Genomic DNA, 21,150 nt, shown 5'->3' on the forward strand with positions numbered 1-21,150 from the left:
CTTACGACACCCGGACGCACCCACAGACCGATGAGCCGGTGGCACGGCCGTTCCCTGGAGCGTCGGACGCTCGCGCGGGTCGTTCTCGGTGCCGGGACGCTGTTCGGACTCGGCTACCTCGGCTACACGCTGGTCGCGAACCCCCGCCATCGGCATCAACTTCGACGTCTACCGGGCGGCCGCCGCGGACCTGTGGGCGGGCGAGCGCGTCTACGGTCACTCGCCGATAGGTAACTCCGACTTCACCTACCGCTACCCGCCGGTACTGCTCGTGTGGTTCTCCGCGTACCTGCTGGTGCCACCGGTCGCCGGCTATCTCGTCCACGTCCTCGGTACGCTCGCCGCCGGAGCGGCGCTCGGGTACCTGCTCGTCGGCGAGACGGAACGGCTGGGGGCCACGCTGGCGACGGCCGACCGGGCCCTCGTCGTCGGCTTCGCCACCGTCGGGTCCTACGTCGCGCCCTCGCTGCTCTACGGGAACGTCAACCACCACGTCGGACTGGCCGTGGCTGGCGGGCTCGTCCTGCTCTCGTCCTCCCGAAAGGCGCTCGCGGGTGCGACGCTTGCTCTCGCCGCGCTCCCGAAGGTGTTTCCGGCCGGCGTGGGCGCGTGGCTCCTCTGGCGGCGGGAGTGGTTGGCTACCGCGGCGGCCCTCGCGACGGGCCTCGGCGCGCTCGCGGCCGGTGCGGTCCTGTTCGGTCCGGCACGGACCTGGCGGTATTTCACGACAGAGTTGCTTCCCCGGGCCGGGAGCGGGGCCTTCGCCGGGGGCCTGCCCGCGACGAGCGAACTGGTGTCCCTCCGGCGGCCGCTCTCCGTGCTCGTCCCGGGAGCGGGCGAGACGGCATTGGCCGTCGCTGCCCTGGCCGTCGTAGCACCGGTAGTCCTGTACGTGTACAGTGGCGCGTCCGGGGAAACCGGCCGACTCGTCGCTGTCTTCGTGACCCTGGCCTGTCTGCTCGTCGTCTTGCCCTCCTACTCGCTGTACTGGGCGGTGCTGCTGTACCCGCTCGTTCCGCTGCTGTACGTCCTCGACTCGCCGGCGGGGGACCTGTTCGCGGCCGGCGCGCTCGTCACGACGCTGACGCTCAAACTCCCCGACGTCGCCGTCCTAGTGCGGTCGCTGCCGCTCCCGGAGGAGACGGCTGGCGTCCTGCTCGCGGGTGCCGAGGCTGTCTACACCGTCGGGACCCCGGTGCTGTGGGGGACCGCGGCGATGGTCGCAGCCTGCGTCTGGTGGACCGCGACCGAGTGACTGTGCCGAAGACCGGCGCAGCGTGGCGGACTCGATGCTCGACCGGCTTTTTGGTCGGGTGGCGTGAAACCGGTAGTATGGCTGTGGTGCTCCAGTTCGGCGACCTGCTCTCGGACGCGCTCGGCCGGTACAGCGCAGTGGTATCCGAGATAGTCCGGTTTCTCGGCGTGACCGTGGCCGTGTACCTGGTCGGGCGGGCGCTGGTCGTTCCGGTCGTCCTGCGCGTCGTCCGCTCGCGCAACGAGAACAACCCCACGCTGTTGACCGCCACGGAGACGTACCTCCAGGTGTTGCTCGTCGGCATCGCCGTCCTCTCCGGCCTCGTCGGTGCCGGCTACGGGACGGTGCTGGTGAACACGGACTCGGCAATCCTGCTGGCTGCGCTGACCTTCGCCTTCGGCGTCGCCGGACAGGAGGTCTTCGGCTCGCTCATCAGCGGGTTCTTCCTGGTCGCGGACCCGGACTTCAACGTCGGCGACTGGGTCTCCTGGCCCGGCGGCGAGGGTACCGTCGAGGCCGTCGACTTCCGTGTGACGCGCATCCGGACGGTGAACAACGAGACGATAACCGTCCCGAACACGGAACTGACGAACAACACGCTTCGGCGGCCGTTCGGCCGGGAGAACTACCGCATCACGGAACGGGCTTTCGTCGCCTACGGGGAGGACACCGAACGGGCGCTGCTCGAACTCCAGCAACTCGCCGCGAACGACGAGAGCGTCCTCGAAGAGCCGCCGCCGGCCTCGCGCATCGTGGAACTCGGCCCCGACAACGTCACGGTGCAGGCCGAGTTCTGGGTCGGGGAGCCCGCCCGCGAGAACGTCGCCGACATCCGCTCGGACTTCCGCCGGCGCGTCAAACGCCGCTTCGACGAGGAGGGCCTGACGCTCGGGCCGCCCGCGGGTCGGGAACTCTCTGGGTCGGTGACCGTCAGGGACGACGGCCACCGGGACTAAACAGGGTGGAACGGACAGGTCCTACAGCGGTTCGACCAGGTCAGCGAGCGCGGCCTGGGGGTCGTCCGCCTTCGCGACGCCGCTGGCGAGGAGGACGCCGTCGGCTCCGAGGTCGGCCGCCGCCACCACGTCCTCGCCCGTCGAGATGCCCGCGCCACAGTAGACGTCGACGCTGGGGTCGACAGACTCCGCGGCCTCGACGGCGTCTCGGACGATGTCGGGGTCGGCCTTGCTGACGGGCGTCCCGGTGCCGATGAGTTCCGGCGGTTCCACGGCGACTGCGTCGGGGCCCAGTGCTGCCGCCGCCGCAATCTGGTCGGGGTTGTTTGCACAGACCACCGTGTCGAAGTCGACGCGGTCCGCGGCGTCGAGGCTGGCGTCGATGTCCGCGAGTTTCAGGCGGTTCTCGGAGTGGTTCAGGAGCGTGCCGGTCGCGCCGGCGTCGCTGGCGGCCTCCGCGAGCGTGCTGCCGGTGTGGCTGCCGTGGGCGTTCGGGCTGACGTGCTGTGCCCACGTCTCGACGCCGGTGTCGGCGACGCGGTCGATGTGCGCCGCCTGCGGTGCGATTGCGACCGACGCGTCCGACGTCTCGGCGACGGCAGCGGCGGCCTCTGCCACTGCGACCGGGTCACAGGGGTACGCCTTCAGATTGACGAGTACGAACATACTGGACCCCCGGGCGGCCGCGGCAAATAGATTGCGTGTCGGTGTCGTGGCCTCCCAGCGGCACGGCTGCACCGGACCGACCCTCGCTGCTGTGCCGAATCGTTAATATACGGGCTCGAAAAAGGTAATAAAGAGACCAGTGACACCGAGGGGAGCGACGGTTCTGATAGTCGAGGACGAGCGCGAGTTGGCGGACCTCTACGCCGACTATCTGCGCGACAGCTACGACGTCGACGTGGCCTACAGCGGCGAGGAGGCCATCGAGATGGTCACGGACGCCTACGACGTGGTCCTGCTCGACCGCCGGATGCCCGTCGTCTCCGGAAACGAGGTCCTGGCGGCCATCGAGGAGCGCGACATCGACTGCCGGGTGGCGATGGTGACGGCGGTCAACCCCGACTTCGACATCATCGACCTGGGCATCGACGACTACCTCGTCAAACCGGTGACGCGCCAGGAGGTCCGCGACACGGTCGACCGACTGCTCACAATCCAGGAGTACAACGAGCGGGTGCAGGAACTCACCGCGAAGAAGCTCAAGCGCAACGTCCTAGAGGTCGAACAGCCGGCAGGTAACCTTCAAAACAGCGAGGAGTTCGCCCGACTCACCGACGAAATCGAGGTCCTCGAACGCGAGGTCGAGCACATCGCGGCGGACCTCGACGCCGAGGACCTCGACCGCTCCCTCTAATCCTTCCGTTCGACGACGTCGCCGAGCGTGTACTCGCCCGTCGAGGAGCCGCCTTCCCACTCCGTCTCGTCGGCGCTGCCGCCGGCCGAGAGGTCGATACCGAGTTTCTTCTCCAGTTTCCGCTGGACGTCGTCGCTCGGGAGCGTGTCGCCGTGTTCCAGCTTGCGGATGAGACTCGCCTTGAGGTTGAGGTCCTTCGCGAGGTCCTCCTGACTCAGGTTCGCCGACTCCCGTGCGTTCCGAATCCGGTCGTCGTAGTCCTGCGCGAGTTCCTCCATGTCGTCGAACATGTCGCTGCGCCGGCCCCCACCGGACGAACTCGACCCCGAAGACGACGAACTCGAACTGGACGAACTCGTCCCGCTGGAACTGCTCGTCGAGTACTTCGTGGACGTGCTGGAGGTGTCCTGGGTCTTCACCTCCGTCCCGAAGTCGGTACAGTCGCTACACACGTCGAGTTCCGCGCCCTCGATCTTCACGCGGTTCGGGTCGGAGACCTCTTTCCCGCACATCTCACACTGAACCATACCACCGGATTGGCCGGCCCGATGGATAAATGATACGCCCGGCCGGTCAGGACAGCGCCGCCATGGCGTGGTAGAACCGCTGGAGCGCGGTCAGGTGTCCCACGGCGGCGAAGACGACCAGCAGCCACCCGACCAGGGTCCACGGCCCGAGCGACCCGGTGACGAAGGGGGCGACGACGCCGACGCCACCGACCAGCGCGAGGCGGTCGGCCCGCCCGAGCGCCCCGCCGTAGACCCTGTCGAGGTCGACCGCCTGTGCCTGCGTCCCGAGGTAGGAGGTCATCAACACGCCGGTCACGGCGGCAGCACCGAGCAGCCAGTCGCCGATGCCGCCCGCCAGTCCGAGGATGATGACGATGTCAGCGTACCGGTCGAGGACGTGGTCGAGCAGGTCGCCCGCGCGGGATTCGACCGAGAGTCGCCGGGCAAGCGCGCCGTCGAGCAGGTCCAGCCAGCCGTTCAAGAAGACGAGGAACGCGCCCGGGAGGTACCACACCGGGTCGCCGCCGGCGACGTAGAAACACCCACCGGCCGCGACGGCCAGGGCGAACGCGAGGACGCTCACGCCGTTCGGTGTCAGTCCCACCCGAGCGGCACCGGCGACGAAGGGCGCGAGCAACCGGTCGGCCAGCGGCCGGAGCCTGTCCAGCGTCATAGGTAGTCGACGTACGATACCTCCCCGGCGCTGGGGTCCCGCTCCCCGTCGATGACCGACTGGATTGCCGCTGCCGTCTCGTCAGGCGTCAGGTCCGTCGTCTCTATCTCGTAGACTCGCTCCTCGCCGTGGCGGTCGACGGCCTCGGCCAGGATGACGTCCAGCGCCTCGCTCTCGGCGTTCTCGGCGACCGAACGCTGTGACTCCCCGCGTTCGGCCAGTCGGTCCTCGATTGTCTCGGGATGTGCCCGCAGAACCACGACCCGGTCGGCGTCGAAGTGGTGCGCGAGGTGCGACTCGAAGAGGACGTCCTCGCGGCCGTCGAGCCACTCCGCGACCGCCTCGACGTCGGTCACGAGCGTGTCCCGCTCCTCGTCGCGGCCGGTCGTCAGTTCCTCCCGCTTGATGACCTCGTTGAGATGGACGACGTCGAGCGACGTCGAGAGCCGATCGGTGGCCGTGGTCTTGCCGGTGCCCGGCGTCCCGGTGACCGCGACGCGCATCAGTCGACCACCTCGTTGAGGACACCCACGGCGCGCTCGGTGCCCTCTCGGGTGCCGCAGGTGATGCGGACGCACTCCGGCAGGCCGAAGGACGAACAGTCCCGGACGATGACGCCCTCGTCCATCGCGGCGTCGGTGACCGCCTCGCCGTCGCCGACCTCCGCGAGGACGAAATTGCCGCCGCTCTCCCAGGTCGGCGCGTCGAGGTGGTCGTGCATGTACTCCCGCGCCCAGCGGGCCGTCTCGACCGTTCGTTCGACGTGTTCCTCGTCGTCCAGCGCGGCCAGGCCGGCCCGGCAGGCCAGCGAGTTCACGGCGAAGGGCGTGTTCACGCGCTCGTAGGCGTCGGCCCACGCCTCCGGGACGAGCGCGTATCCGAGCCGGAGTCCGGCCAGTCCGTACGCTTTCGAGAACGTCCGGAGGATGGCGACGTCCTCGCGGTCGTCGACGAGTCCGTGCGCGTTCGGCGCGTCGGTGAACTCGGCGTAGGCCTCGTCGACGAGGACGAGCGTCTCATCCGCGGTCTCCGCCGCGACCGTCTCGATGTCGGAAAGCGCCATCTCGGAGCCCGTCGGGTTGTGCGGCGTGGTCACGTAGACGATGCGGTGGCCGTCGTAGCTGTCGAGGACGTTCGCGGGCGTCTGCGCGAAGTCCTCGGACTTGTGGAGGGGGTAGCTGTCGACGGTCGCGTCCCGGTAGCGGGCGCTCATCGGGTAGTAGGCGAAGCCGGGTTCGGGAACGAGGACGCTGTCGCCGGGGTCGAGGAACGCGCGGGCGAGGTAGTCGAGGACGCCGTCGCCGCCGGGGGAGAGCCAGACCTGTTCGAGGGCGACGTTCCAGTCGTCTGCGAGACGGGCCGAGAGGTCGGTATGCTCGGCTTTCGGGTAGGTGTGGACGGTCGGCGCGGCGGCCCGGATGGCCTCGACGGCGGCGGGGCTCGGGCCGAATGGGTTCTCGTTCGACGAGAGCTTGACGAGAGTGTCGGGGTCCAGCCCCCGCTCGCGGGCGACTTCTTCGACGCCGCGGCCCGCGCGGTAGGGCGTGTGGGCTGAGAGGTCCCGTGGGTCCATGCCCGGGCAAAACAGGCGGCGCGTCTTAAGCGTGCTCAAAGCGTGGGGATGGTAACCGTTTTTTCGCGGCGTGTACCATGCAGCGGTAGGGCGTGTGGCCTAGCGGACAGGGCGAGGGGTTCCTAACCCCTCGATCCCGGGTTCGAATCCCGGCACGCCCGCTTCGCTCCTTTCAGTCGCTCGCGGGCGTCCCGTAGTTCGCAAACGCTTCGTGTTTGCTCACTCCCGACACGCCCGTGCAGTGCGAGCCGCGACCGACGGAAGCGGCTCGACACGCGAGCGGGGAGTGTAACGACCCGCGAGCAGCGAGGAACGAAGTGCCGAGCGAACCGGAACCGGACCGACAGGTGACTGTGTTATGGCGCGCCGGACCGCCCCATAGCAGTAGAGCCGGCGTAACAAACCCGCAAGAAATGCTTAAATCGCGGTGTCGACTACCCGCCGTCACGCGAAAGAAATGCCTACCAGGTTCCCGGACGTGACAGCGGACCTCGACGCGGACGAAGACCCCCGGCTCGACACCGATTTCTACCGAGCGGTCCCCGGAACGGGGGACGAACACGACGCGATTCTCGTGGGAGTGGTCCACGACCACCCCGCGAGTAGCCACCGCGTGCGGAGAGTCGCCCGGGCGCTGGAGCCGGACGCACTGGCGCTGGAACTCCCGCCGCTTGCGGTGCCAGCGTTCGAGCGCGCGGCGACTGCTGAGAGCGCGCAGTTCGACTGCGACGAGATGAGCGCTGCCATCGCCGCCGCGCCCGAAAGTGCCGTCGTCGGGGTGGATTCCCTGGGCCCCCGGTTCGGCCGCCACTTCCTGCGCAACGCCGTGGACACCGGTGCGTCGGTCAGGACCCTCCGCCGTGCCGCGGGCGGGGTCGGACGCATCGCGCGCCACGCCGTCAGGTGCCGGCTCGATGCAGCCGAGACCGACGACTCGGCTGCCGAGGCAGTCACCGAGGGGATGGCAGCGAGGACACCGGCAGAGCAGGCCGCGGACGAGCGCACGCAGGTCGCGCGGAGCAGGTCGCTGCTCGGTGCCATCGAACGACCGCGCGCCGACCGTCTGCTGGACGCGACACGGGAGGATACGATGGCCGATGGCATCGCGAGACTGCGACGCGACGGGACGGTACTGGGTGTGCTGGGGCTGAGCCACCTCGACACCGTGGCCGACGCGGTTGCGAACGGCACAGAATAGAGGGAGACTGCGGCTCGAACGTCTTACAATCGGAGAACAGCGACCGGTTGACGCCTCTCACATAGCCTGACAGTGCACGCTCTCATACAGCCCGACAGTGCACGGCTGGCGGCAGCGCAGGTGGTGCACTACCACTCCGGAGGCGCCGACGGCGCGCCCGTCGGCCGGTAAGCTGGTCGTAAACCAGCCAGGTTGTGAAAGGTGGCGTCCCTGGACAAGTCCGTCAGTACGGCGGTGATTCGGCCTCGACGACGTCGGCCAGGTTGTCGAGTTCGTCGGCCAGCATGACCACGAAGTCGTCCAGTGTCACGATGCCGCTCATCGCGCCGTCGGTATCGACGACCGGCATCCGTCGCACGGAGTGTTCGAGCATCGTTTCGATGGCCGCGAAGATGCCGTCGTCCTCGTAGACCGTTGCCATCGCCGAGGTCATGATGTCGCCGGCGCTCACGTCCTCGGGTTCCGCCCGCGGTTCGAGCACCTCCAGCACCAGGTCCCTGTCTGTGACGATACCGACCGGGCGGTCGTCGTCGACGATGACGACGCTCCCGACGTTCTCCTCACGCATCACGGTCGCCAGGTTCCCGGCGGACTGGTCGCGGTGCGCGGTCATTACTCCAGTTCGAGCGACGTCTGAGACTGGCATGGGTACACCACCCGGCGATGGAGCGGCGAGTCACAATGGTATGAGCCACTTAGCCGCTGGCCGAATCGACAACACCGGCCCTACCCACTGCGCGGCGCGATATGGGCGAGCGTACCCAGAAAGAGGGAACCGGACAGCAAAGAACGGGTCACGGGTCTGCTCTATGCGGTCGGCAGTTACAGCGGGTCCAGACGTCCCTCGTCGTCCCTGATGAGGCGCTCGATGTCCTCCTCGCGCGTCGAGGCCTGGTCCTCGATGTTGTCCGCCGCGTCGACTGCCTGCTCCTGTAGCTGGTCCACGCGGGACACGTCGGTGACGTTCGAGAGAACCACGACGGCCGAGACGTGGTTCGCCGAGGCCCTGGGGTCGTCCCCGGCCAGCACCTCGATGCTGGCCGTCTGCTGTTCGACCCAGCGGCGGGCACTCTCCAGGCCCTTCCTGGAGAACTCGCCGGGGGGACCGGAGATGACGATGAGCGAGCGCTCGGCCGAGGAGACTGTCGCCGGGCAGGTCAGCCGGGACTGGACGGCCTGGCGGACGAGGCCACTAATCTTCTTCGCGGTGTCGGTCTCCTGGCCCGTCCCGTTGCCGCGGAACCGGCCGAGGAGGCCCTGGGACTGGCGCGTCTCCGATTCGAGGTCCGTCTCGGCGTACGCGACGGTGCTGATGCCGCCCGTGTCGAGCGTCCGTCGCACGTCGCTGGCGTCCATGACGTTCTCCGAGACTTCGGACTCGTCGATGTTGCCGGCTGCGAGCAGCGTTCCGATGCGGGCCGCAATCTCCTTGTTCATCCGCTCGTAGCCCGCCTCGACGGTGTCCTGGTGGCCCCGCCAGGCGTCGTTGTCGAACAGGAGGAGGTTGTTCGTCGCGTCGACGAACGACTGCAGCGAGCGGGCGGCGTTGAAGGAGGCCCTGCCGCCCTCGTCCTTGCTCGGGAGTACGCCCAGTCCGTACACTGGCTCGTCGAACATCTCGCTGATGCGGTCGGCGAGTACGGGTGCGCCGCCGCTACCGGTCCCGCCGCCCAGCCCCGCCACGAGGAGGAAGGCGTCGATGTCGTAGACGGGAACGCCGTCGAGTGCGCGCTCCAGTTCCTGGAGGTCCCGCCGTGTCACCTCCGCCCCGAGTTCCGGGTCGCTCCCGACCCCGTGCCCCTTGACCCGCTCGTCCGTCTGACCGATGAGAATCTGCTTGTCTGTGGGTATCTCGTCGAGTTTCGCCAGGTCCGACCTGGCCGAGTTTATCGCGACCACGTATCTGGAGAGGCTCCGGCCCGTCTCCTGCTCGTACCGGAAGATCTCGTCTGCTACCTTGCTTCCGGCGTTCCCGAACCCGATGAGAGCGATTTTCATCGCGGGGACGTACACGAAACCGCCGTATAGTTATACTGCGGGTTATACGCGCCGTTCTGACTAAGCGCCGCTTACAGCGTCGCCCGTCGCAGCCACCCGCTCGTCACCGGAGAGTAAGCCCTTACAACCCCGTCACGTCGTGCGCTTTCGGGGCGGCGACCGGACGGCACCGACCCCGGGCCCGCAGACTTATACCCCCGCGTGATAACAGTCGGCCAACAGCGACCCGGGGGACCACGACCGATGCCAGACAGCACCCGCGGGCAGTCGGGACTCGACCGCCTGCTCGCCTTTGTCGTCGTTGCCGTCGTCCTGGTAGCCGTACTGCCGACGGTGCTGGGCGTCGCCGGTATCGACGTCCGACAGGACGACGGTGTGGCCGCCGAGCAGCCGACGCCGACGCCCGAACCCGCGTCGCTGCAGGTGCTGAACGTCAGCGGCACGACCGGCCCCGAGAACCGGTCCGTCGAGGCGGTCCGGATCACACTCACGAAGGTCGGGTCCTCCGCCCCCGTCGACGCTGCGGCCCTCACCGCAACCTGGGCCGATCAGGGCACGTACTACCTGACGGCGGGCCAGCAGGAAGAGCGAAGCGACGGCGCGTTCGGGGTCAGCGTCACCCACGTCAGCGACGCCGACGGGCTCGTCCTCGCCGAGACAGGCGACCGGGCGACCCTGACGTTCGACGTCGGGGCTGACGACGTCGCCGACGTCCCCGCGTTCGGGAGCGCGCTCGCGGCGGGTGAGTCGGCGGACATCATTCTGGCGACGGCAGACGGGGAGACGACGACGGTGTCGGTCGAGGTGCCGGACTCGCTGGCCGGAAAACGGGTCGTCGGACTGTAGCTGCTACTTTCCGCGTCCGAACAGCCGGTAGTCGTGGTCGGGCGTGTACCGCCTGAACGCGAGACTGTTGGTCAGCACCGAGACGCTGGAGGCGGCCATCGCCGCCGCCGCGAGCACGGGCTGGAGCAGGCCGAGCGACGCCAGCGGAATCATCGCCGTGTTGTAGCCGAGCGCCCAGAAGAGGTTCTGCTTGATTTTCGCGAGCGTCCCCTCCGAGATGCGGATGGACTTCAACACGTCGGCCGGGTCGTCGCGCATCAGCGTCACGTCCGCGGCCTCGATAGCCACGTCCGTCCCGCTGCCGAGTGCCGTCCCGACGTACGCGGCGGCCAGCGCGGGCGCGTCGTTGACGCCGTCGCCGACCATCATCGCCCGGCGGCCGTCGTCCTGGATGGTCTCGACGGCGTCTGCCTTGTCCTCAGGCAGGACGCCGGCCATCACGTTGTCGGGGTCGATGCCCAGTTCTTCGGCGACGGCGCGGGCCGTCCGCTCGTTGTCGCCGGTAATCATGTGGACGTCCAGCCCGCGCTCGTGGAGGTCCGCGACGGCGGCGGCGGCCGACTCCTTCACCGTGTCGGCGTCGGCGACGACGCCGACCAGGCGGCCGTCCAGCGCGACCAGCATCGCGGTCTTGCCCTCGCGTTCGAGGCGGTCCAGCGTCTCCTCCGCGGGAGCCGTCTCGACGCCCTCGTCGGTCAGCAGTTTCCGGTTGCCGACCAGCACCTCGCCGCGACTCGTCGTCGCCCGGACGCCGTGGCCGGGAACGTTCTCGAAGGACTCCGGTTCTTCGAGGTCGACGCCGCGCTCGCGCGCGCCCTCGACGATGGCCTGGGCCAGCGGGTGCTCGCTGTTGTACTCGGCACTGGCGGCGAGTTCGAGGACGAACTCCTCGGTCACCTCGGGGAGCGCGACGCCACCGTCTGGCGCTGCGCCGCCGTCGGGTGCGGCCTCGACTGGCACCACGTCGGTCAGTTCCATCTCGCCCTCGGTCAGCGTCCCGGTCTTGTCGAAGACTACCGTGTCGACGTCGCGGACGCGTTCGAGGATGTCGCCGCCCTTGAACAGGACGCCGTTGCGCGCGCCGATGGCCGTGCCGACCATCGTCGCCGCGGGCGTCGCCAGGCCGAGCGCGCAGGGGCAGGCGATGAGCACCGCGCTGGCGAAGACGACGACGGCGAACTCGGTGATTCCGATGGCGGTCGGACCGCCGGCGGCCAGCCCCACAGCGGGAGCGCGTTCACGAACCCGGCGAGAGCGTCGGGGAACAGCACCCAGACCGTCGCCCACAGCAGTGCGTTCGCGATGACCGCGGGGACGAAATAGGCGGAGATGCGGTCGGCGACGTTCTGGATGTCGGGCTGGCGGCTCTGTGCCGCGCGGACGCGCTCGACTATCTGCTGGATGGCCGTCTCCTCGCCGACCTTCGTCGCCTCGACCTCCAGCACGCCGTTCTCGTTGATTGTCGACCCGATGACCTCGTCGCCCTCGCTCTTCTCGACGGGGACCGACTCGCCGGTGACCATCGACTCGTCGACCGCCGACTCGCCGTCGACGACGACGCCGTCGGTGGGAATCTGCTCGCCGGGGCGGACCCGCAGGCGGTCGCCGACCGCGACGTCTTCGAGGGGAATTTCCTCCTCGGTGCCGTCGTCGCGGACGACCGTTGCGGTGTCGGCCTCCATCTCCAGCAGTTCGCGGATGGCGTCGGAGGCCTGGCCCTTCGAGCGGGCTTCGAGGTAGTTGCCCAGCGTGATGAACACCAGGATGAACGCGGCCGTGTCGAAGTACAGCCCGGTGCTGGCGATGAGGCCGAGCAGCGCGACGACGGAGTAGAGATAGGCCGTCGACGACCCCAGCGCGATGAGCACGTCCATGTTGGCCGTCCGGTTCTTCACGAGCGCGGTGTAGGAGTTCTCGTAGAACTCGCGGCCGAGCAACACCTGGACGGGCGTCGCAAAGAGGAAGGCAATCCAGCCGATGTCGACGCCGAAGACGGCCTCTGGGACCTGCTCGGGTGCGAAGAGGTGGCCGACCATCATCGCGAGCAGCGGCAGGGACATGACCGCGCCGAACAGCACCAGCCGGAGCTGTCGGCGCTGCTCGGCCGACCGCGCCAGGTCGCGCCGGTCCTGGTCGCTCTCGCCCTCTGACTCCTCGTCCTCGCGGACTGGCGTGTAGCCCGCCGCCTCGATTGCGTCGTAGAGGTCCTCCAGTGAGGCGTCGGCGGGATTGTACCGGACCTGCGCCTCGTCGGTGGCGTAGTTGACCTCGGCCTCGATGACGCCCGGCGTGTCCAGCAGGCGCGTCTCGTTGGCGTCCGCGCAGTTGGCACACGACATGTCGGTGATACCGATGCTCACCGTCTCCGCGACGGCCGTGTAGCCGGAGTCGCCGATGGCGTCGTAGATGTCGGCGAGCGATACCACGTCCGGGTCGTACTCGACGGAGCCCTCGTCGGTGGCGTAGTTGGCGTCCACCGACGCGACGCCGTCGAGTTCGCCGACCCGCTCCTCGATGGTCCCTGCGCAGTTCGCGCAGCTCATCCCCTGGAGGTCGAGTCGCGCAGTGCGTGTCGTCATTGGGTGTACTTATGCACCCCTACTTGATTGCAGTTACCACTTCGAATCGAAAGCAAATGCCAGCGGAAACCTTCGGTCCGAAAGTTCCCTGGCCGGTCAGGCACCCTCACTGAGCTGTTCGTACGCGTCGACGAACTGCTCGCGGCAGTTCTCACAGCAGAAGTGATACGTGTCGCCGTCGAGCGTCACGGTCTCGCCCTCGGCCGTGACCGTGTTGCCGCACTCGGCGCAGGCCGGGGCGAGTCGCGCACCGGAGACCTGTGGCGACCAGTCGGCCTCGGTGAGCAGCGACACCTCGTAGTCGCGGACGTCGGTCACGTCGACTGCGTCGGCGACCAGTTCCCCCACCGCACCGTCCGGGGCCGTCGCGGTGACTACCACGCGGTCGTCGACCGTCCGGAAGACGTACTCGACCGACTCGACGTCTGCGAGCCCGTCTCGGACGCGCTTGCCGGCCCCCGGAACCGTTTCCAGCGTTACCAGCACGGGGACGCCCTCGTCGAGCAGCGACCGGTCGATGTCCAGTGTGAACCGACGGATGAGCCCGATGTCGCGGAGACGGTCCACGCGGTCGGAGACGGCCGGCGCGGACAGGCCCACGCTGTCGGCTATCTCGCTGTAGGGCCGGCGGGCGTCTTCGAGGAGTAACTGGAGAATCTCGCGGTCGGTGTCGTCGAGCCCGCGCATGTCGGGGATAGAGAGGGGACAGCCTCAAACCGTTTTCGGGCCGGCTCAGACCGCGCTGCTCGCGTCCTCGGTTGCGGTGGCGTCGCTGACGCGGATGGCCGACGCGACGTGGGCCGGCAGCGAGACGGTCTCGCCGTCCTCCAGGGCGACGGTGACCATCTCGATGGGTGCCACCTCCTCGACGGTGAGGGTCGTCCCGGGCGTGATGCCGGCCTCCTCCAGGTAGGCGAGTTCCTCGGGGTCCCGGTCGCGGACCCGCTGGACGACGACGCGGTCCCCTTCGGCCTGTTCCGACAGCCTCGCCCCCGCGAGTTCCGCGACGGGGTCCAGCGCCTCCGTCGGAATCGGGTCGCCGTGGGGGTCGACCTCTGGGTCACCCAGCACCTCGGCGACGCGGCGCTCGAACTCCTCGCTGATGTGGTGCTCCAGACAGTCCGCCTCGTCGTGGACCTCCGTCCAGTCGTAGCCCAGTTGCTCGGCGAGGTAGGTCTCCAGCAGGCGATGATGGCGGACGACCTCCAGGGCGACAGTCTCGCCCTCCCGCGTCAGCGTGACGCCCTTGTACTTCTCGCGCTCGACCAGTCCGCGCTCCTCCAGCGTCTCCATCATGCTCGTCGCCGTCGGTGCCGTCACGTCCAGCGTCTCCGCGATGCTGGAGGTGGACACCGGGGCCTCCCCCTGGCGCTGGAGTTCGTAGACCGCCTTGAGGTAGTCCTCCATCTTCGCGCTCAGCATACTCCTCTTTAGATACGTCTAAATCAAAAGTGTGTCGTCACCCGGACGCCCGCCGACGCGGCACCGGTCGGGTTGTGACGGGCGGCAATCACGAAGCCCACCCTCTTTTCAGGGATGGGCATGACGTACCGCCATGGCAGTGAGAGACAGCCAGGTTCCGATGATTGACACCCGACTGCTGATTACAGTCTCCGGACCGCCGGGATGCGGGGCGACGTCGCTTTGCACCCGGCTTTCGGAAGCTATCAACTGTCCGTACGTCGCCGGCGGGGACATCTTCCGGGACCTCGCCGAGGAGCGGGACATGAGCCTCACGCAACTCGGCGCGGCCGCCCAGGAGTCCGACGAGATAGACCGGGCCCTGGACCAACGCCTGCGCCAGATTGCCGAGAAGTGGGGGGCCGTGAACCGGCCGTTCATCCTCGAATCGCGCCTGGCGGGCTGGCTCGCCGGCGAGCGGGCGGACCTGCGAATCTGGCTGGACGCGCCCGAAGACGTACGGGCGGAGCGCATCAGCGACCGCGAGGAGACCGCGGCGGAGATGCGCGTCCGCGAGGTCAACGAGGCCGGCCGCTACGAGTCCTACTACGAAATCGACATCGACGAACGGGAGTTCTACGACCTGCAACTGAACACCGCCCGCTGGAGCCAGGAGGGAGTCTTCCAGATTGTGCGGGCGGCAATCGAACAGTACGACCCGGAAGTCGACGAGGGTGCCTTCGAGACCGCCCCAGTCGAGATAGACGCCTGAGAGTCTCGCCCGCAGTGCCGTCTCGTCCTGGGGACCCGGGTTGCTGTCCGCGAGCGGGGAGCCGGCGTCGGCACTTACCGTCCCAACTCGTAGAACTCCTCGTTCGGCCGCATGTCCGCGAAGTGGGCCATCCGGTTCGAGAGATTGAACAGCGCCGCGGTCGAGCCGATGTCCCATATCTCCTCCATCGAGAAGCCGTGGTCGCGCAACCGCTCGATGTCCGACTCACCGACTGCGGCAGGGTCCTCCGTCAGTTTCACCGCGACGTCGCACATCGCCCGGTGGGCGTCGCTGATATTCGCCGTCCGGTGGTTGGTCGCCAGTTGCTCGGCCAGGTGGGGGTCGTCGGCGTAGATGCGCAGCAGTGCCCCGTGAGCGACGACGCAGTAGAGGCAGTCGTTCGCGCCACTGACGGCCACGACGACCATCTCCAGTTCCTCGCGGGCCAGCGGCGACTCCTCGACGAGCGCGTCGTAGTAGTCGAAGAAGGCCCGGAACTGGCCGGGGCGGTACGCGAAGGCCGTGAACACGTTGGGCGTGAACCCCGACCGCTCCGTCTCCGCTTCGATGCGCTCCCGGACATCCGCCGGCATGTCCTCCAGGTCGGGCACGGGAAAGCGCGTCATCGGTTCCTCTGCCATGCAGGGACCGGCGGCTGCCAGCACCTTAGTCGTTCGCCGCCGCTGGTGCTTACCCCTCGCGGCGTCCCGGCAGGATGCCCCACCTGGTCAGGAGGATGAGAACCGCGTACCCGACGAGGCCGACGGCGAACAGCAGTGCCGGGACCAGAAAGGGGCCGAACGTCTCGACGAGCGCGTCGACGACCATCAATCGGCGGCGTCGAGTTCCAGTTCGAGGAGTCCGCAGACGTCGTCCTCGGCGTCGAAGCAGTCGGGACACTGGGGCGCGCGGTCGATGATGGTGTCCAGCCGGTCGGCGACCGTCTCGTCGATGACCGGTTCGAGCTGGCGGGCCTCCGCGCGGAAGTTCTCGACCTCCAGCACCTCGACGAGGAAGCGCTCGATGATGCAGTAGTTCTGGAGGGCGTCGCGGGCACGGGCGATGCCGTCGTCGGTCAGGTCGACACCCTTGTACTTCTCGTGGCTCGCCAGCCCCTTGGCTTCGAGCTTGCCTATCATCTCGTTGGCGCTGGCGGGGCTCACGTCGAGCGTGTCGGCGATGGCCCCCGTCGACGCCGGGCCGTCCTCCTGCTGCTGGATGAGGTAGATGGCCTTGACGTACTGGTCGGCAGTGTTCATGACGATTCACCCGTGACCTGGTCGTTCCCCGTCATTCCCGTTCCTCCATCAGTTCAGTGACTGCCTCGACGCCGGCCTCCTCGTCGGCGCGAATCTCCCGCAGGACCGTCAGAAGGCGGTCGCGGTCGACGCCGAACTCGGCCTCCGACTGCTCGACGGCCCCGATGAGGTCGTCGTAGAACTTGTACGCCGTCTCCTCGTTGCACAGCTGGTCGTAGAGGACGCCGTCGAAGTCCTGGTCGGCCTCGTACTGCTGTTCTACCAGCGTCTTGACGTCGTCGAAGGGGATGGTTTCGGCCTCCAGCGTCCCGACCAGCTCGTCCAGCCGCTCGCGGTGTGTCGCCGACTCCGCGGCGGCCTCCCGGAGGAACGCCCGGACGCCGTCGTCCAGGTCCGCCACGTTGGCGTGTTTCGCCGCGCGAGCCTCAACGACCTCTTCGAGGACCACGCCAATCTGGAGAAGGCGGGCGAGCTGGTGGTCCGACGCGACCGGCTGCTGGACGCTCACGGCCACCACCGTCGCTGTACCGCTGTCATGTTCGCCTCTCGGGCGGGCGGAACCTTAAAGCCGCTGTCCGGCGGCGGGAGTCTTTATCCCACTGTCAGCCGAACGTACAGTATGACCACGCACGCTCTCGTCGCGATGGACAACTCGGAGATGGCCGAACGGGCCTTGCGGTTCGCCCTCGAACACCACCCCAGCGCCGACGTCACCGCCCTCACCGTCGTCGGCGAACCGTCCTCGATGCTCGGCGGCGCGACGACGCTCGCGCTGGAAGACGACGTGGAGGAGGCCGCCGACGAACTCGCCGCCGCCACCCTCGACAGGGCACGTGCGGTCGCGGCCGAATACGACACCGACATCGAGACGGAGGTCCACGTCGGCCATCCCGCCCGCGTAATTCTCAACAACGCCGACGAGTACGACGTCGTGGTGCTGGGCAGCCATAGCGGGTCGCTGGCCGACCGGCTCTTCGTCGGCAACATCACGGAGAAAATCTTCCGACAATCGCCCGTCCCGGTCACCGTCGTCCGGTAACTCGAGGGTGCGGGACGGTTATTCCCGCAGTCTTGCTGCGATGAGGTCCTGCAGGTCCTCGCGGAGTTCGTCGACCGCGACCTCTTCGAGGACGGGCACGAAGAAGCCCTCCACGAGGAGGTTCTTCGCCACCTCGGGGTCGATGCCGCGCGAGGTCATGTAGAACAGGTCCTCCTCGTCGACCTGTCCGACCGTCGCGGAGTGGCTGGCCTCGGTGTCGTGGTTGTTGATGATGAGCTTCGGCGATGCGTCGGCTTCGCTCTCGTCGGAGAGCATCAGCGTGTTCTCGCGCTGGTAGGAACTGGTGTTCCAGGCGTCGCGGCCGACGTCCTGGACGCCCTCGTAGACCGAGCGGGCGCTGTCCCGGAGGACCCCGCGGGTGACGAGGTCCGCCGTCGTGTTCTCGGCCTCGTGCCAGACGCGGCTGCCCAGATCGAAGTGCTGGTCGTTGTGGCCGAAGAACGCGCCGACGATCTGGGACTCCGAGTCGCCGACCAGGCGCGTCTCGACTGACGTCTTCGTCAGCCGCGAGCCGATGTTCCCTTCGATCCAGTTGACGGTGCCGTAGCGACCGGCGTGGCCGCGCTTGACCGAGAAGTTGTACGTCTCCTCGCTCAGGTTCTGGAGCGCGCCGTACTGGACGTGTGCGTTCTCGCCGGCGACGGCCTCGACGACGCCGCTGTAGTAGCGGCCCTCGTCGACTGGTTTGGCGTCATCGCCGGTGGCCTGCCGTTCGAGGATGGTCACCGACGAGGACTCCTCGGCGACGACCAGCGTGTAGTTGAACAGCGACCGGGAGTTCATCGTCGTCCGAATCTTCACGTCCTCTGCGTCGACGCCCTCGGGGACGTAGACGACGGTGCCGGCGCTGAACAGCGCCGTCGACAGCGCGGTCAGATAGTTCCGCTGCGGGTCGACGACGCTGCCGAAGTGCTCCTCAATCAGGTCGCCGTGCGTGTCCAGTGCCTCGCTCCAGGAGAGGACGTCGACACCCTCGGCGTCGACGCGGTCCTTCTCCTGGGCGTGGTCGAGCGGGTCGACAAGCGTCTCGTAGTCGAGGGCGTCGAGGTTCGTCCACTCGCGACCCGGCGTCTTGATGACGTCGGGCATGTCGAGGTCTTCGAGCGCCGCGAGCGCGTCCTGCCGGGTCTCCAGCAGCCACTCCGGTTCGCCGAGTTCCTCGCTGATCTGCGCTACCTGTTCCGCTGTGAGGTTCGCGTGTACCTGCGTACTCATTGTTGAATTCGAATACTCCACGCGGAGTTATCCGAGACTACCCTCCATCTCCAGTTCGATGAGGCGGTTCAGTTCCACCGCGTACTCGATTGGCAGTTCCTCCGTGATCGGTTCGATGAAGCCGGCGACGATCATCTGCTTGGCGTCGTCGTCGTCCAGGCCGCGGCTCTGGAGGTAGAAGACGTCCTCGTCGCCGATCTTGCCGACGGTCGCCTCGTGGGCGACGTCGACCTTCTGCTCCTGAATCTCCATGTACGGCATCGTGTCCGACGTGGAGTCGTTGTCGAACATCAGGGCGTCACACTCGACGGACGTGGAGGAGTTCTCCGCACCGTCGGCGATGTGGACGAGGCCGCGGTAGTTCGTGCGGCCGCCGTCCTTGCTGATGGACTTGGACTCGATGGTCGATTTCGTGTCGGGCGCGTTGTGGTAGACCTTCGCGCCGGTGTCGATGTTCTGGCCCTCGCCCGCGAACGCGATGGTGATGTGGTTGTCCGTCGCGCCGGGGCCCTTGAGGATGGTCGCGGGGTACAGCATCGTGGCCTTCGAGCCCATGCTGCCGGAGACCCACTCCATCGTCCCGTCTGCCTCGGCGATGGCGCGCTTGGTGTTGAGGTTGTAGGTGTTCTTCGACCAGTTCTGCACCGTGGAGTACTGGACGTGAGCACCTTCGCCGACGAAGACTTCGACGCCGCCGCTGTGGAGGTTGAACGCGGAGTACTTCGGCGCGGAACAGCCCTCGATGTAGTGGACTTCGGAGTTCTCCTCGGCGATGATGAGCGTGTGCTCGAACTGCCCCATCCCCTCGGAGTTCATCCGGAAGTACGCCTGGACGGGCATCTCGACGGTGGTGTCCTCGGGCACGTAGACGAACGAGCCGCCGGACCAGACCGCGCCGTGGAGCGCCGCGAACTTGTTGTCGCTCGGGGGGACGCACTTCGTCATGAAGTGCTCCTTGACGATCTCCTCGTGCTCCTGGACGGCCTTGTCCATGTCACAGAAGATGACGCCCTTCTCCTCCCACTGCTCCTGCATGTTCTGGTAGACGATTTCGGACTCGTACTGCGCGCCGACCCCGGAGAGGGCGTTCTTCTCGGCTTCCGGGATGCCCAGTTTGTCGAAGGTGTCCTGAATCTCCTCGGGGAGGTCCTCCCAGCTGTCAGCGCCGCCGCGGGTCTCGATGTCGGGGCGGATGTACGGGACGATCTGGTCGATGTCGACCTCGGAGAGGTCGGGTGCGCCCGGCCAGCCGTCCGGCATGGGCATCTGCTGGAACTGCTTCAGTGCGCGAAGGCGGCGTTCGAGCATCCATTCGGGCTCGTCCTTGTCCTCGGAGATGACCCGGATGGTCTCCTCCGTCAGGCCCTTGCCCGTCTCGAAGGCGGACTTCTCCTCCTTCTTGAATTCGAAGCGCGCTTCGGTGTCGGTCTCTTTGAGGTGGTCTTGGTCTGAACTCATTGTTGTGTCTCCTGTTTTGTCGGGTTACGCTGCCTCGTAGGCTTCCTCGCGGACCCAGTCGTAGCCCTCGTCCTCGAGCTTCTCGGCGAGTTCCGGACCGCCGCTCTGGGCGATCTGCCCGTCCAGCATCACGTGGACGTGGTCCGGCTCGACGTAGTCGAGGATGCGCTGGTAGTGGGTGATCTGGAGGATGCCAGCGCCCTGCTCGTCGCGCAGCGCGTTGATGCCGTTCGAGACGTCCTGCAGGCGGTCGATGTCCAGCCCGGAGTCGATTTCGTCCAGCACGGCAATCGAGGGCTCCAGAATCGCGGCCTGGAGGACCTCGTTCTGTTTCTTCTCGCCGCCGGAGAAGCCGGCGTTGAGATAGCGGTTGGCGAACTTCTCGTCCATGTCCAGTTGCTCCATCTTCTCCTGGAGAATCTGCTGGAACTCGGCGACGCCGATTTCGCCCTCGTCGGCGGGGCCCTCCATCGGGGAGGTCTCGTAACCCGCGTCCTCCTCTTCGTCGTCCTCGGCCTCGGCTTCGTCCTCGTCCTCGAACAGCTCCTCGCGCTCTTCGAGCTTGGCGTTGAGCGCCGTCCGGAGGAAGTTCACCATCGTCACACCCTCGATCTCCGCGGGGTACTGGAACCCGAGGAAGATGCCGAGCGCGGCGCGCTCGTTCGGTTCGAGGTCGAGCAGGTCCCAGGTCTGCATGTCCTCGGGAATCTCCTCGTCGAACTCGTCGCCGTCGAGGTGCAGCCAGACGTCGCCGCCGGTCACCTCGTAGGCGGGATGGCCGGCGATTATCTTCGCGAGCGTCGACTTCCCGCTGCCGTTCGGTCCCATCAGCGCGTGGATCTCGTCGCTCCGTACCTCCAGGTCGACGCCACGGAGGATTGTTTCGCCGCCGTCCTCTGCGACTTCCGCGTGCAGATTGTCGATTTCGAGTGTAGCCATGGTAGTCTTAGGTCAACCGAAAACAGGGTCGACTCACCCATAATGCTTTCGCATTCTCATGTCCAAGGTTTCCGGTCTGCGAAATATATTTTCTGAGTCGAA

General features: G+C 67.5%; 23 protein-coding genes, 1 tRNA gene and 1 pseudogene. 8 read left to right on the plus strand and 17 right to left on the minus strand.

Annotated features, from left to right (window positions below; genetic code table 11):
- The first annotated feature begins 88 nt into the window (after positions 1–88).
- The gene (locus WDJ57_RS00195; protein WP_338902882.1) at positions 89–1,255 is read left to right on the plus strand and encodes a glycosyltransferase family 87 protein; all 1,167 of its coding nucleotides are present in this window, start codon (positions 89–91) and stop codon (positions 1,253–1,255) included.
- A 77-nt stretch (positions 1,256–1,332) separates the two neighbouring features.
- The gene (locus WDJ57_RS00200) at positions 1,333–2,211 is read left to right on the plus strand and encodes a mechanosensitive ion channel family protein (protein WP_338902840.1); all 879 of its coding nucleotides are present in this window, start codon (positions 1,333–1,335) and stop codon (positions 2,209–2,211) included.
- 21 nt (positions 2,212–2,232) lie between these two features.
- Here WDJ57_RS00200 and tpiA read toward each other — a convergent pair whose 3' ends face one another.
- Complete coding sequence (gene tpiA, locus WDJ57_RS00205; RefSeq protein ID WP_338902842.1) at positions 2,233–2,877, minus strand: triose-phosphate isomerase; 645 nt, start codon at positions 2,875–2,877, stop codon at positions 2,233–2,235.
- 139 nt (positions 2,878–3,016) lie between these two features.
- On the opposite strand from tpiA, the gene WDJ57_RS00210 reads away from it, so the two are divergent.
- Positions 3,017–3,568, plus strand: a complete 552-nt coding sequence (locus WDJ57_RS00210; protein ID WP_338902843.1) for a response regulator — start codon at positions 3,017–3,019, stop codon at positions 3,566–3,568.
- On the opposite strand, the gene WDJ57_RS00215 is transcribed toward WDJ57_RS00210, so the two are convergent.
- From WDJ57_RS00215 to hisC, 4 genes are read right to left on the minus strand one after another with little or no spacing between them, the layout of a single operon-like run.
- Positions 3,565–4,095, minus strand: coding sequence for a multiprotein bridging factor aMBF1 (locus WDJ57_RS00215; protein ID WP_338902844.1), 531 nt, complete (start codon positions 4,093–4,095; stop codon positions 3,565–3,567). The genes WDJ57_RS00210 and WDJ57_RS00215 overlap by 4 nt on opposite strands.
- 46 nt (positions 4,096–4,141) lie before the next feature.
- Complete coding sequence (locus WDJ57_RS00220; protein WP_338902845.1) at positions 4,142–4,750, minus strand: CDP-alcohol phosphatidyltransferase family protein; 609 nt, start codon at positions 4,748–4,750, stop codon at positions 4,142–4,144.
- The gene (locus WDJ57_RS00225; protein ID WP_338902846.1) at positions 4,747–5,253 is read right to left on the minus strand and encodes an adenylate kinase family protein; all 507 of its coding nucleotides are present in this window, start codon (positions 5,251–5,253) and stop codon (positions 4,747–4,749) included. The genes WDJ57_RS00220 and WDJ57_RS00225 overlap by 4 nt, the downstream gene beginning before the upstream one ends.
- Positions 5,253–6,323: a histidinol-phosphate transaminase gene (gene hisC / locus WDJ57_RS00230; RefSeq protein WP_338902847.1), complete on the minus strand. Its 1,071-nt coding sequence runs from the start codon at positions 6,321–6,323 to the stop codon at positions 5,253–5,255. Before hisC ends, WDJ57_RS00225 begins: the two co-directional genes overlap by 1 nt.
- An 88-nt stretch (positions 6,324–6,411) precedes the next feature.
- On the opposite strand from hisC, the gene WDJ57_RS00235 reads away from it, so the two are divergent.
- Positions 6,412–6,484: transfer RNA gene (locus WDJ57_RS00235), tRNA-Arg, on the plus strand.
- A gap of 296 nt (positions 6,485–6,780) precedes the next feature.
- On the plus strand, positions 6,781–7,521 hold the full coding sequence (locus tag WDJ57_RS00240) for a hypothetical protein (protein WP_338902848.1): 741 nt from the start codon (positions 6,781–6,783) through the stop codon (positions 7,519–7,521).
- A 223-nt stretch (positions 7,522–7,744) separates the two neighbouring features.
- On the opposite strand, the gene WDJ57_RS00245 is transcribed toward WDJ57_RS00240, so the two are convergent.
- Positions 7,745–8,167, minus strand: a complete 423-nt coding sequence (locus WDJ57_RS00245) for a CBS domain-containing protein (protein WP_338902849.1) — start codon at positions 8,165–8,167, stop codon at positions 7,745–7,747.
- Positions 8,168–8,343: 176 nt separating this feature from the next.
- A complete protein-coding gene (locus WDJ57_RS00250) occupies positions 8,344–9,519 on the minus strand; it encodes a tubulin/FtsZ family protein (RefSeq protein WP_338902850.1) in 1,176 nt (391 codons plus the stop codon).
- A 243-nt stretch (positions 9,520–9,762) separates the two neighbouring features.
- Between WDJ57_RS00250 and WDJ57_RS00255 the strand changes: the two genes are divergently transcribed.
- On the plus strand, positions 9,763–10,365 hold the full coding sequence (locus WDJ57_RS00255) for a hypothetical protein (RefSeq protein ID WP_338902852.1): 603 nt from the start codon (positions 9,763–9,765) through the stop codon (positions 10,363–10,365).
- Between the two features lie 3 nt (positions 10,366–10,368).
- On the opposite strand, the pseudogene WDJ57_RS00260 reads toward WDJ57_RS00255, so the two are convergent.
- The 3 genes and pseudogenes from WDJ57_RS00260 to WDJ57_RS00270 form a co-directional block, all read right to left on the minus strand.
- Positions 10,369–12,944, minus strand: a pseudogene (locus WDJ57_RS00260) (heavy metal translocating P-type ATPase).
- Positions 12,945–13,040: 96 nt separating this feature from the next.
- Positions 13,041–13,631, minus strand: coding sequence for an AsnC family transcriptional regulator (locus WDJ57_RS00265; protein ID WP_338902855.1), 591 nt, complete (start codon positions 13,629–13,631; stop codon positions 13,041–13,043).
- 45 nt (positions 13,632–13,676) lie between these two features.
- The gene (locus WDJ57_RS00270) at positions 13,677–14,366 is read right to left on the minus strand and encodes a metal-dependent transcriptional regulator (RefSeq protein WP_338902857.1); all 690 of its coding nucleotides are present in this window, start codon (positions 14,364–14,366) and stop codon (positions 13,677–13,679) included.
- Positions 14,367–14,499: 133 nt separating this feature from the next.
- On the opposite strand from WDJ57_RS00270, the gene cmk reads away from it, so the two are divergent.
- Positions 14,500–15,117 carry a (d)CMP kinase gene (gene cmk, locus WDJ57_RS00275; RefSeq protein WP_380630230.1) on the plus strand — a complete coding sequence of 206 codons (618 nt, stop codon included), beginning with the start codon at positions 14,500–14,502 and terminating at the stop codon, positions 15,115–15,117.
- Positions 15,118–15,191: 74 nt separating this feature from the next.
- Here cmk and WDJ57_RS00280 read toward each other — a convergent pair whose 3' ends face one another.
- The 4 genes from WDJ57_RS00280 to WDJ57_RS00295 are packed head-to-tail and all read right to left on the minus strand — an operon-like array spanning position 15,192 to position 16,884.
- Entirely contained in the window at positions 15,192–15,758 is a 567-nt protein-coding gene (locus WDJ57_RS00280) for a peroxidase-related enzyme (protein ID WP_338902858.1), read from the minus strand.
- 49 nt (positions 15,759–15,807) lie between these two features.
- Complete coding sequence (locus WDJ57_RS00285) at positions 15,808–15,945, minus strand: hypothetical protein (RefSeq protein ID WP_338902859.1); 138 nt, start codon at positions 15,943–15,945, stop codon at positions 15,808–15,810.
- A complete protein-coding gene (locus tag WDJ57_RS00290) occupies positions 15,945–16,376 on the minus strand; it encodes a metal-dependent transcriptional regulator (protein WP_338902860.1) in 432 nt (143 codons plus the stop codon). The genes WDJ57_RS00285 and WDJ57_RS00290 overlap by 1 nt, the downstream gene beginning before the upstream one ends.
- Positions 16,377–16,407: 31 nt before the next feature.
- Positions 16,408–16,884: a ferritin-like domain-containing protein gene (locus tag WDJ57_RS00295; protein ID WP_338902861.1), complete on the minus strand. Its 477-nt coding sequence runs from the start codon at positions 16,882–16,884 to the stop codon at positions 16,408–16,410.
- 111 nt (positions 16,885–16,995) lie between these two features.
- Here WDJ57_RS00295 and WDJ57_RS00300 point away from each other — a divergent pair, with 111 nt between their 5' ends.
- Complete coding sequence (locus WDJ57_RS00300; protein ID WP_338902862.1) at positions 16,996–17,415, plus strand: universal stress protein; 420 nt, start codon at positions 16,996–16,998, stop codon at positions 17,413–17,415.
- Between the two features lie 18 nt (positions 17,416–17,433).
- Here the strand turns inward: WDJ57_RS00300 and sufD are convergent, their stop codons facing one another.
- Genes sufD through WDJ57_RS00315 form a run of 3 tightly spaced genes read right to left on the minus strand, consistent with a single transcriptional unit; the run spans position 17,434 to position 21,048 of the window.
- Positions 17,434–18,651, minus strand: a complete 1,218-nt coding sequence (gene sufD, locus WDJ57_RS00305) for a Fe-S cluster assembly protein SufD (protein ID WP_338902884.1) — start codon at positions 18,649–18,651, stop codon at positions 17,434–17,436.
- A 27-nt stretch (positions 18,652–18,678) separates the two neighbouring features.
- The gene (gene sufB, locus WDJ57_RS00310; RefSeq protein WP_338902865.1) at positions 18,679–20,109 is read right to left on the minus strand and encodes a Fe-S cluster assembly protein SufB; all 1,431 of its coding nucleotides are present in this window, start codon (positions 20,107–20,109) and stop codon (positions 18,679–18,681) included.
- 24 nt (positions 20,110–20,133) lie between these two features.
- Positions 20,134–21,048 (minus strand): ABC transporter ATP-binding protein, encoded by a 915-nt coding sequence (locus tag WDJ57_RS00315; RefSeq protein ID WP_338902866.1) that lies wholly within the window; start codon positions 21,046–21,048, stop codon positions 20,134–20,136.
- Positions 21,049–21,150: the final 102 nt, after the last annotated feature.

The organism is Salinibaculum sp. SYNS191, from assembly GCF_037338445.1.
In the GTDB taxonomy this organism is placed as follows: domain Archaea; phylum Halobacteriota; class Halobacteria; order Halobacteriales; family Haloarculaceae; genus Salinibaculum; species Salinibaculum marinum.

Bases quoted from the DNA above. Each gene is read 5' to 3' on its own strand.
- sufD (WP_338902884.1), bottom strand. From the start codon at position 18,651: ATGAGTACGCAGGTACACGCGAACCTCACAGCGGAACAGGTAGCGCAG.
- WDJ57_RS00215 (WP_338902844.1), bottom strand. From the start codon at position 4,095: ATGGTTCAGTGTGAGATGTGCGGGAAAGAGGTCTCCGACCCGAACCGC.
- cmk (WP_380630230.1), top strand. From the start codon at position 14,500: ATGGCAGTGAGAGACAGCCAGGTTCCGATGATTGACACCCGACTGCTG.
- tpiA (WP_338902842.1), bottom strand. From the start codon at position 2,877: ATGTTCGTACTCGTCAATCTGAAGGCGTACCCCTGTGACCCGGTCGCA.
- WDJ57_RS00280 (WP_338902858.1), bottom strand. From the start codon at position 15,758: ATGGCAGAGGAACCGATGACGCGCTTTCCCGTGCCCGACCTGGAGGAC.
- WDJ57_RS00220 (WP_338902845.1), bottom strand. From the start codon at position 4,750: ATGACGCTGGACAGGCTCCGGCCGCTGGCCGACCGGTTGCTCGCGCCC.
- WDJ57_RS00290 (WP_338902860.1), bottom strand. From the start codon at position 16,376: ATGAACACTGCCGACCAGTACGTCAAGGCCATCTACCTCATCCAGCAG.
- WDJ57_RS00265 (WP_338902855.1), bottom strand. From the start codon at position 13,631: ATGCGCGGGCTCGACGACACCGACCGCGAGATTCTCCAGTTACTCCTC.
- WDJ57_RS00270 (WP_338902857.1), bottom strand. From the start codon at position 14,366: ATGCTGAGCGCGAAGATGGAGGACTACCTCAAGGCGGTCTACGAACTC.
- WDJ57_RS00240 (WP_338902848.1), top strand. From the start codon at position 6,781: ATGCCTACCAGGTTCCCGGACGTGACAGCGGACCTCGACGCGGACGAA.
- WDJ57_RS00285 (WP_338902859.1), bottom strand. From the start codon at position 15,945: ATGGTCGTCGACGCGCTCGTCGAGACGTTCGGCCCCTTTCTGGTCCCG.
- hisC (WP_338902847.1), bottom strand. From the start codon at position 6,323: ATGGACCCACGGGACCTCTCAGCCCACACGCCCTACCGCGCGGGCCGC.
- WDJ57_RS00255 (WP_338902852.1), top strand. From the start codon at position 9,763: ATGCCAGACAGCACCCGCGGGCAGTCGGGACTCGACCGCCTGCTCGCC.
- WDJ57_RS00315 (WP_338902866.1), bottom strand. From the start codon at position 21,048: ATGGCTACACTCGAAATCGACAATCTGCACGCGGAAGTCGCAGAGGAC.
- WDJ57_RS00245 (WP_338902849.1), bottom strand. From the start codon at position 8,167: ATGCCAGTCTCAGACGTCGCTCGAACTGGAGTAATGACCGCGCACCGC.
- WDJ57_RS00250 (WP_338902850.1), bottom strand. From the start codon at position 9,519: ATGAAAATCGCTCTCATCGGGTTCGGGAACGCCGGAAGCAAGGTAGCA.
- WDJ57_RS00200 (WP_338902840.1), top strand. From the start codon at position 1,333: ATGGCTGTGGTGCTCCAGTTCGGCGACCTGCTCTCGGACGCGCTCGGC.
- sufB (WP_338902865.1), bottom strand. From the start codon at position 20,109: ATGAGTTCAGACCAAGACCACCTCAAAGAGACCGACACCGAAGCGCGC.
- WDJ57_RS00225 (WP_338902846.1), bottom strand. From the start codon at position 5,253: ATGCGCGTCGCGGTCACCGGGACGCCGGGCACCGGCAAGACCACGGCC.
- WDJ57_RS00300 (WP_338902862.1), top strand. From the start codon at position 16,996: ATGACCACGCACGCTCTCGTCGCGATGGACAACTCGGAGATGGCCGAA.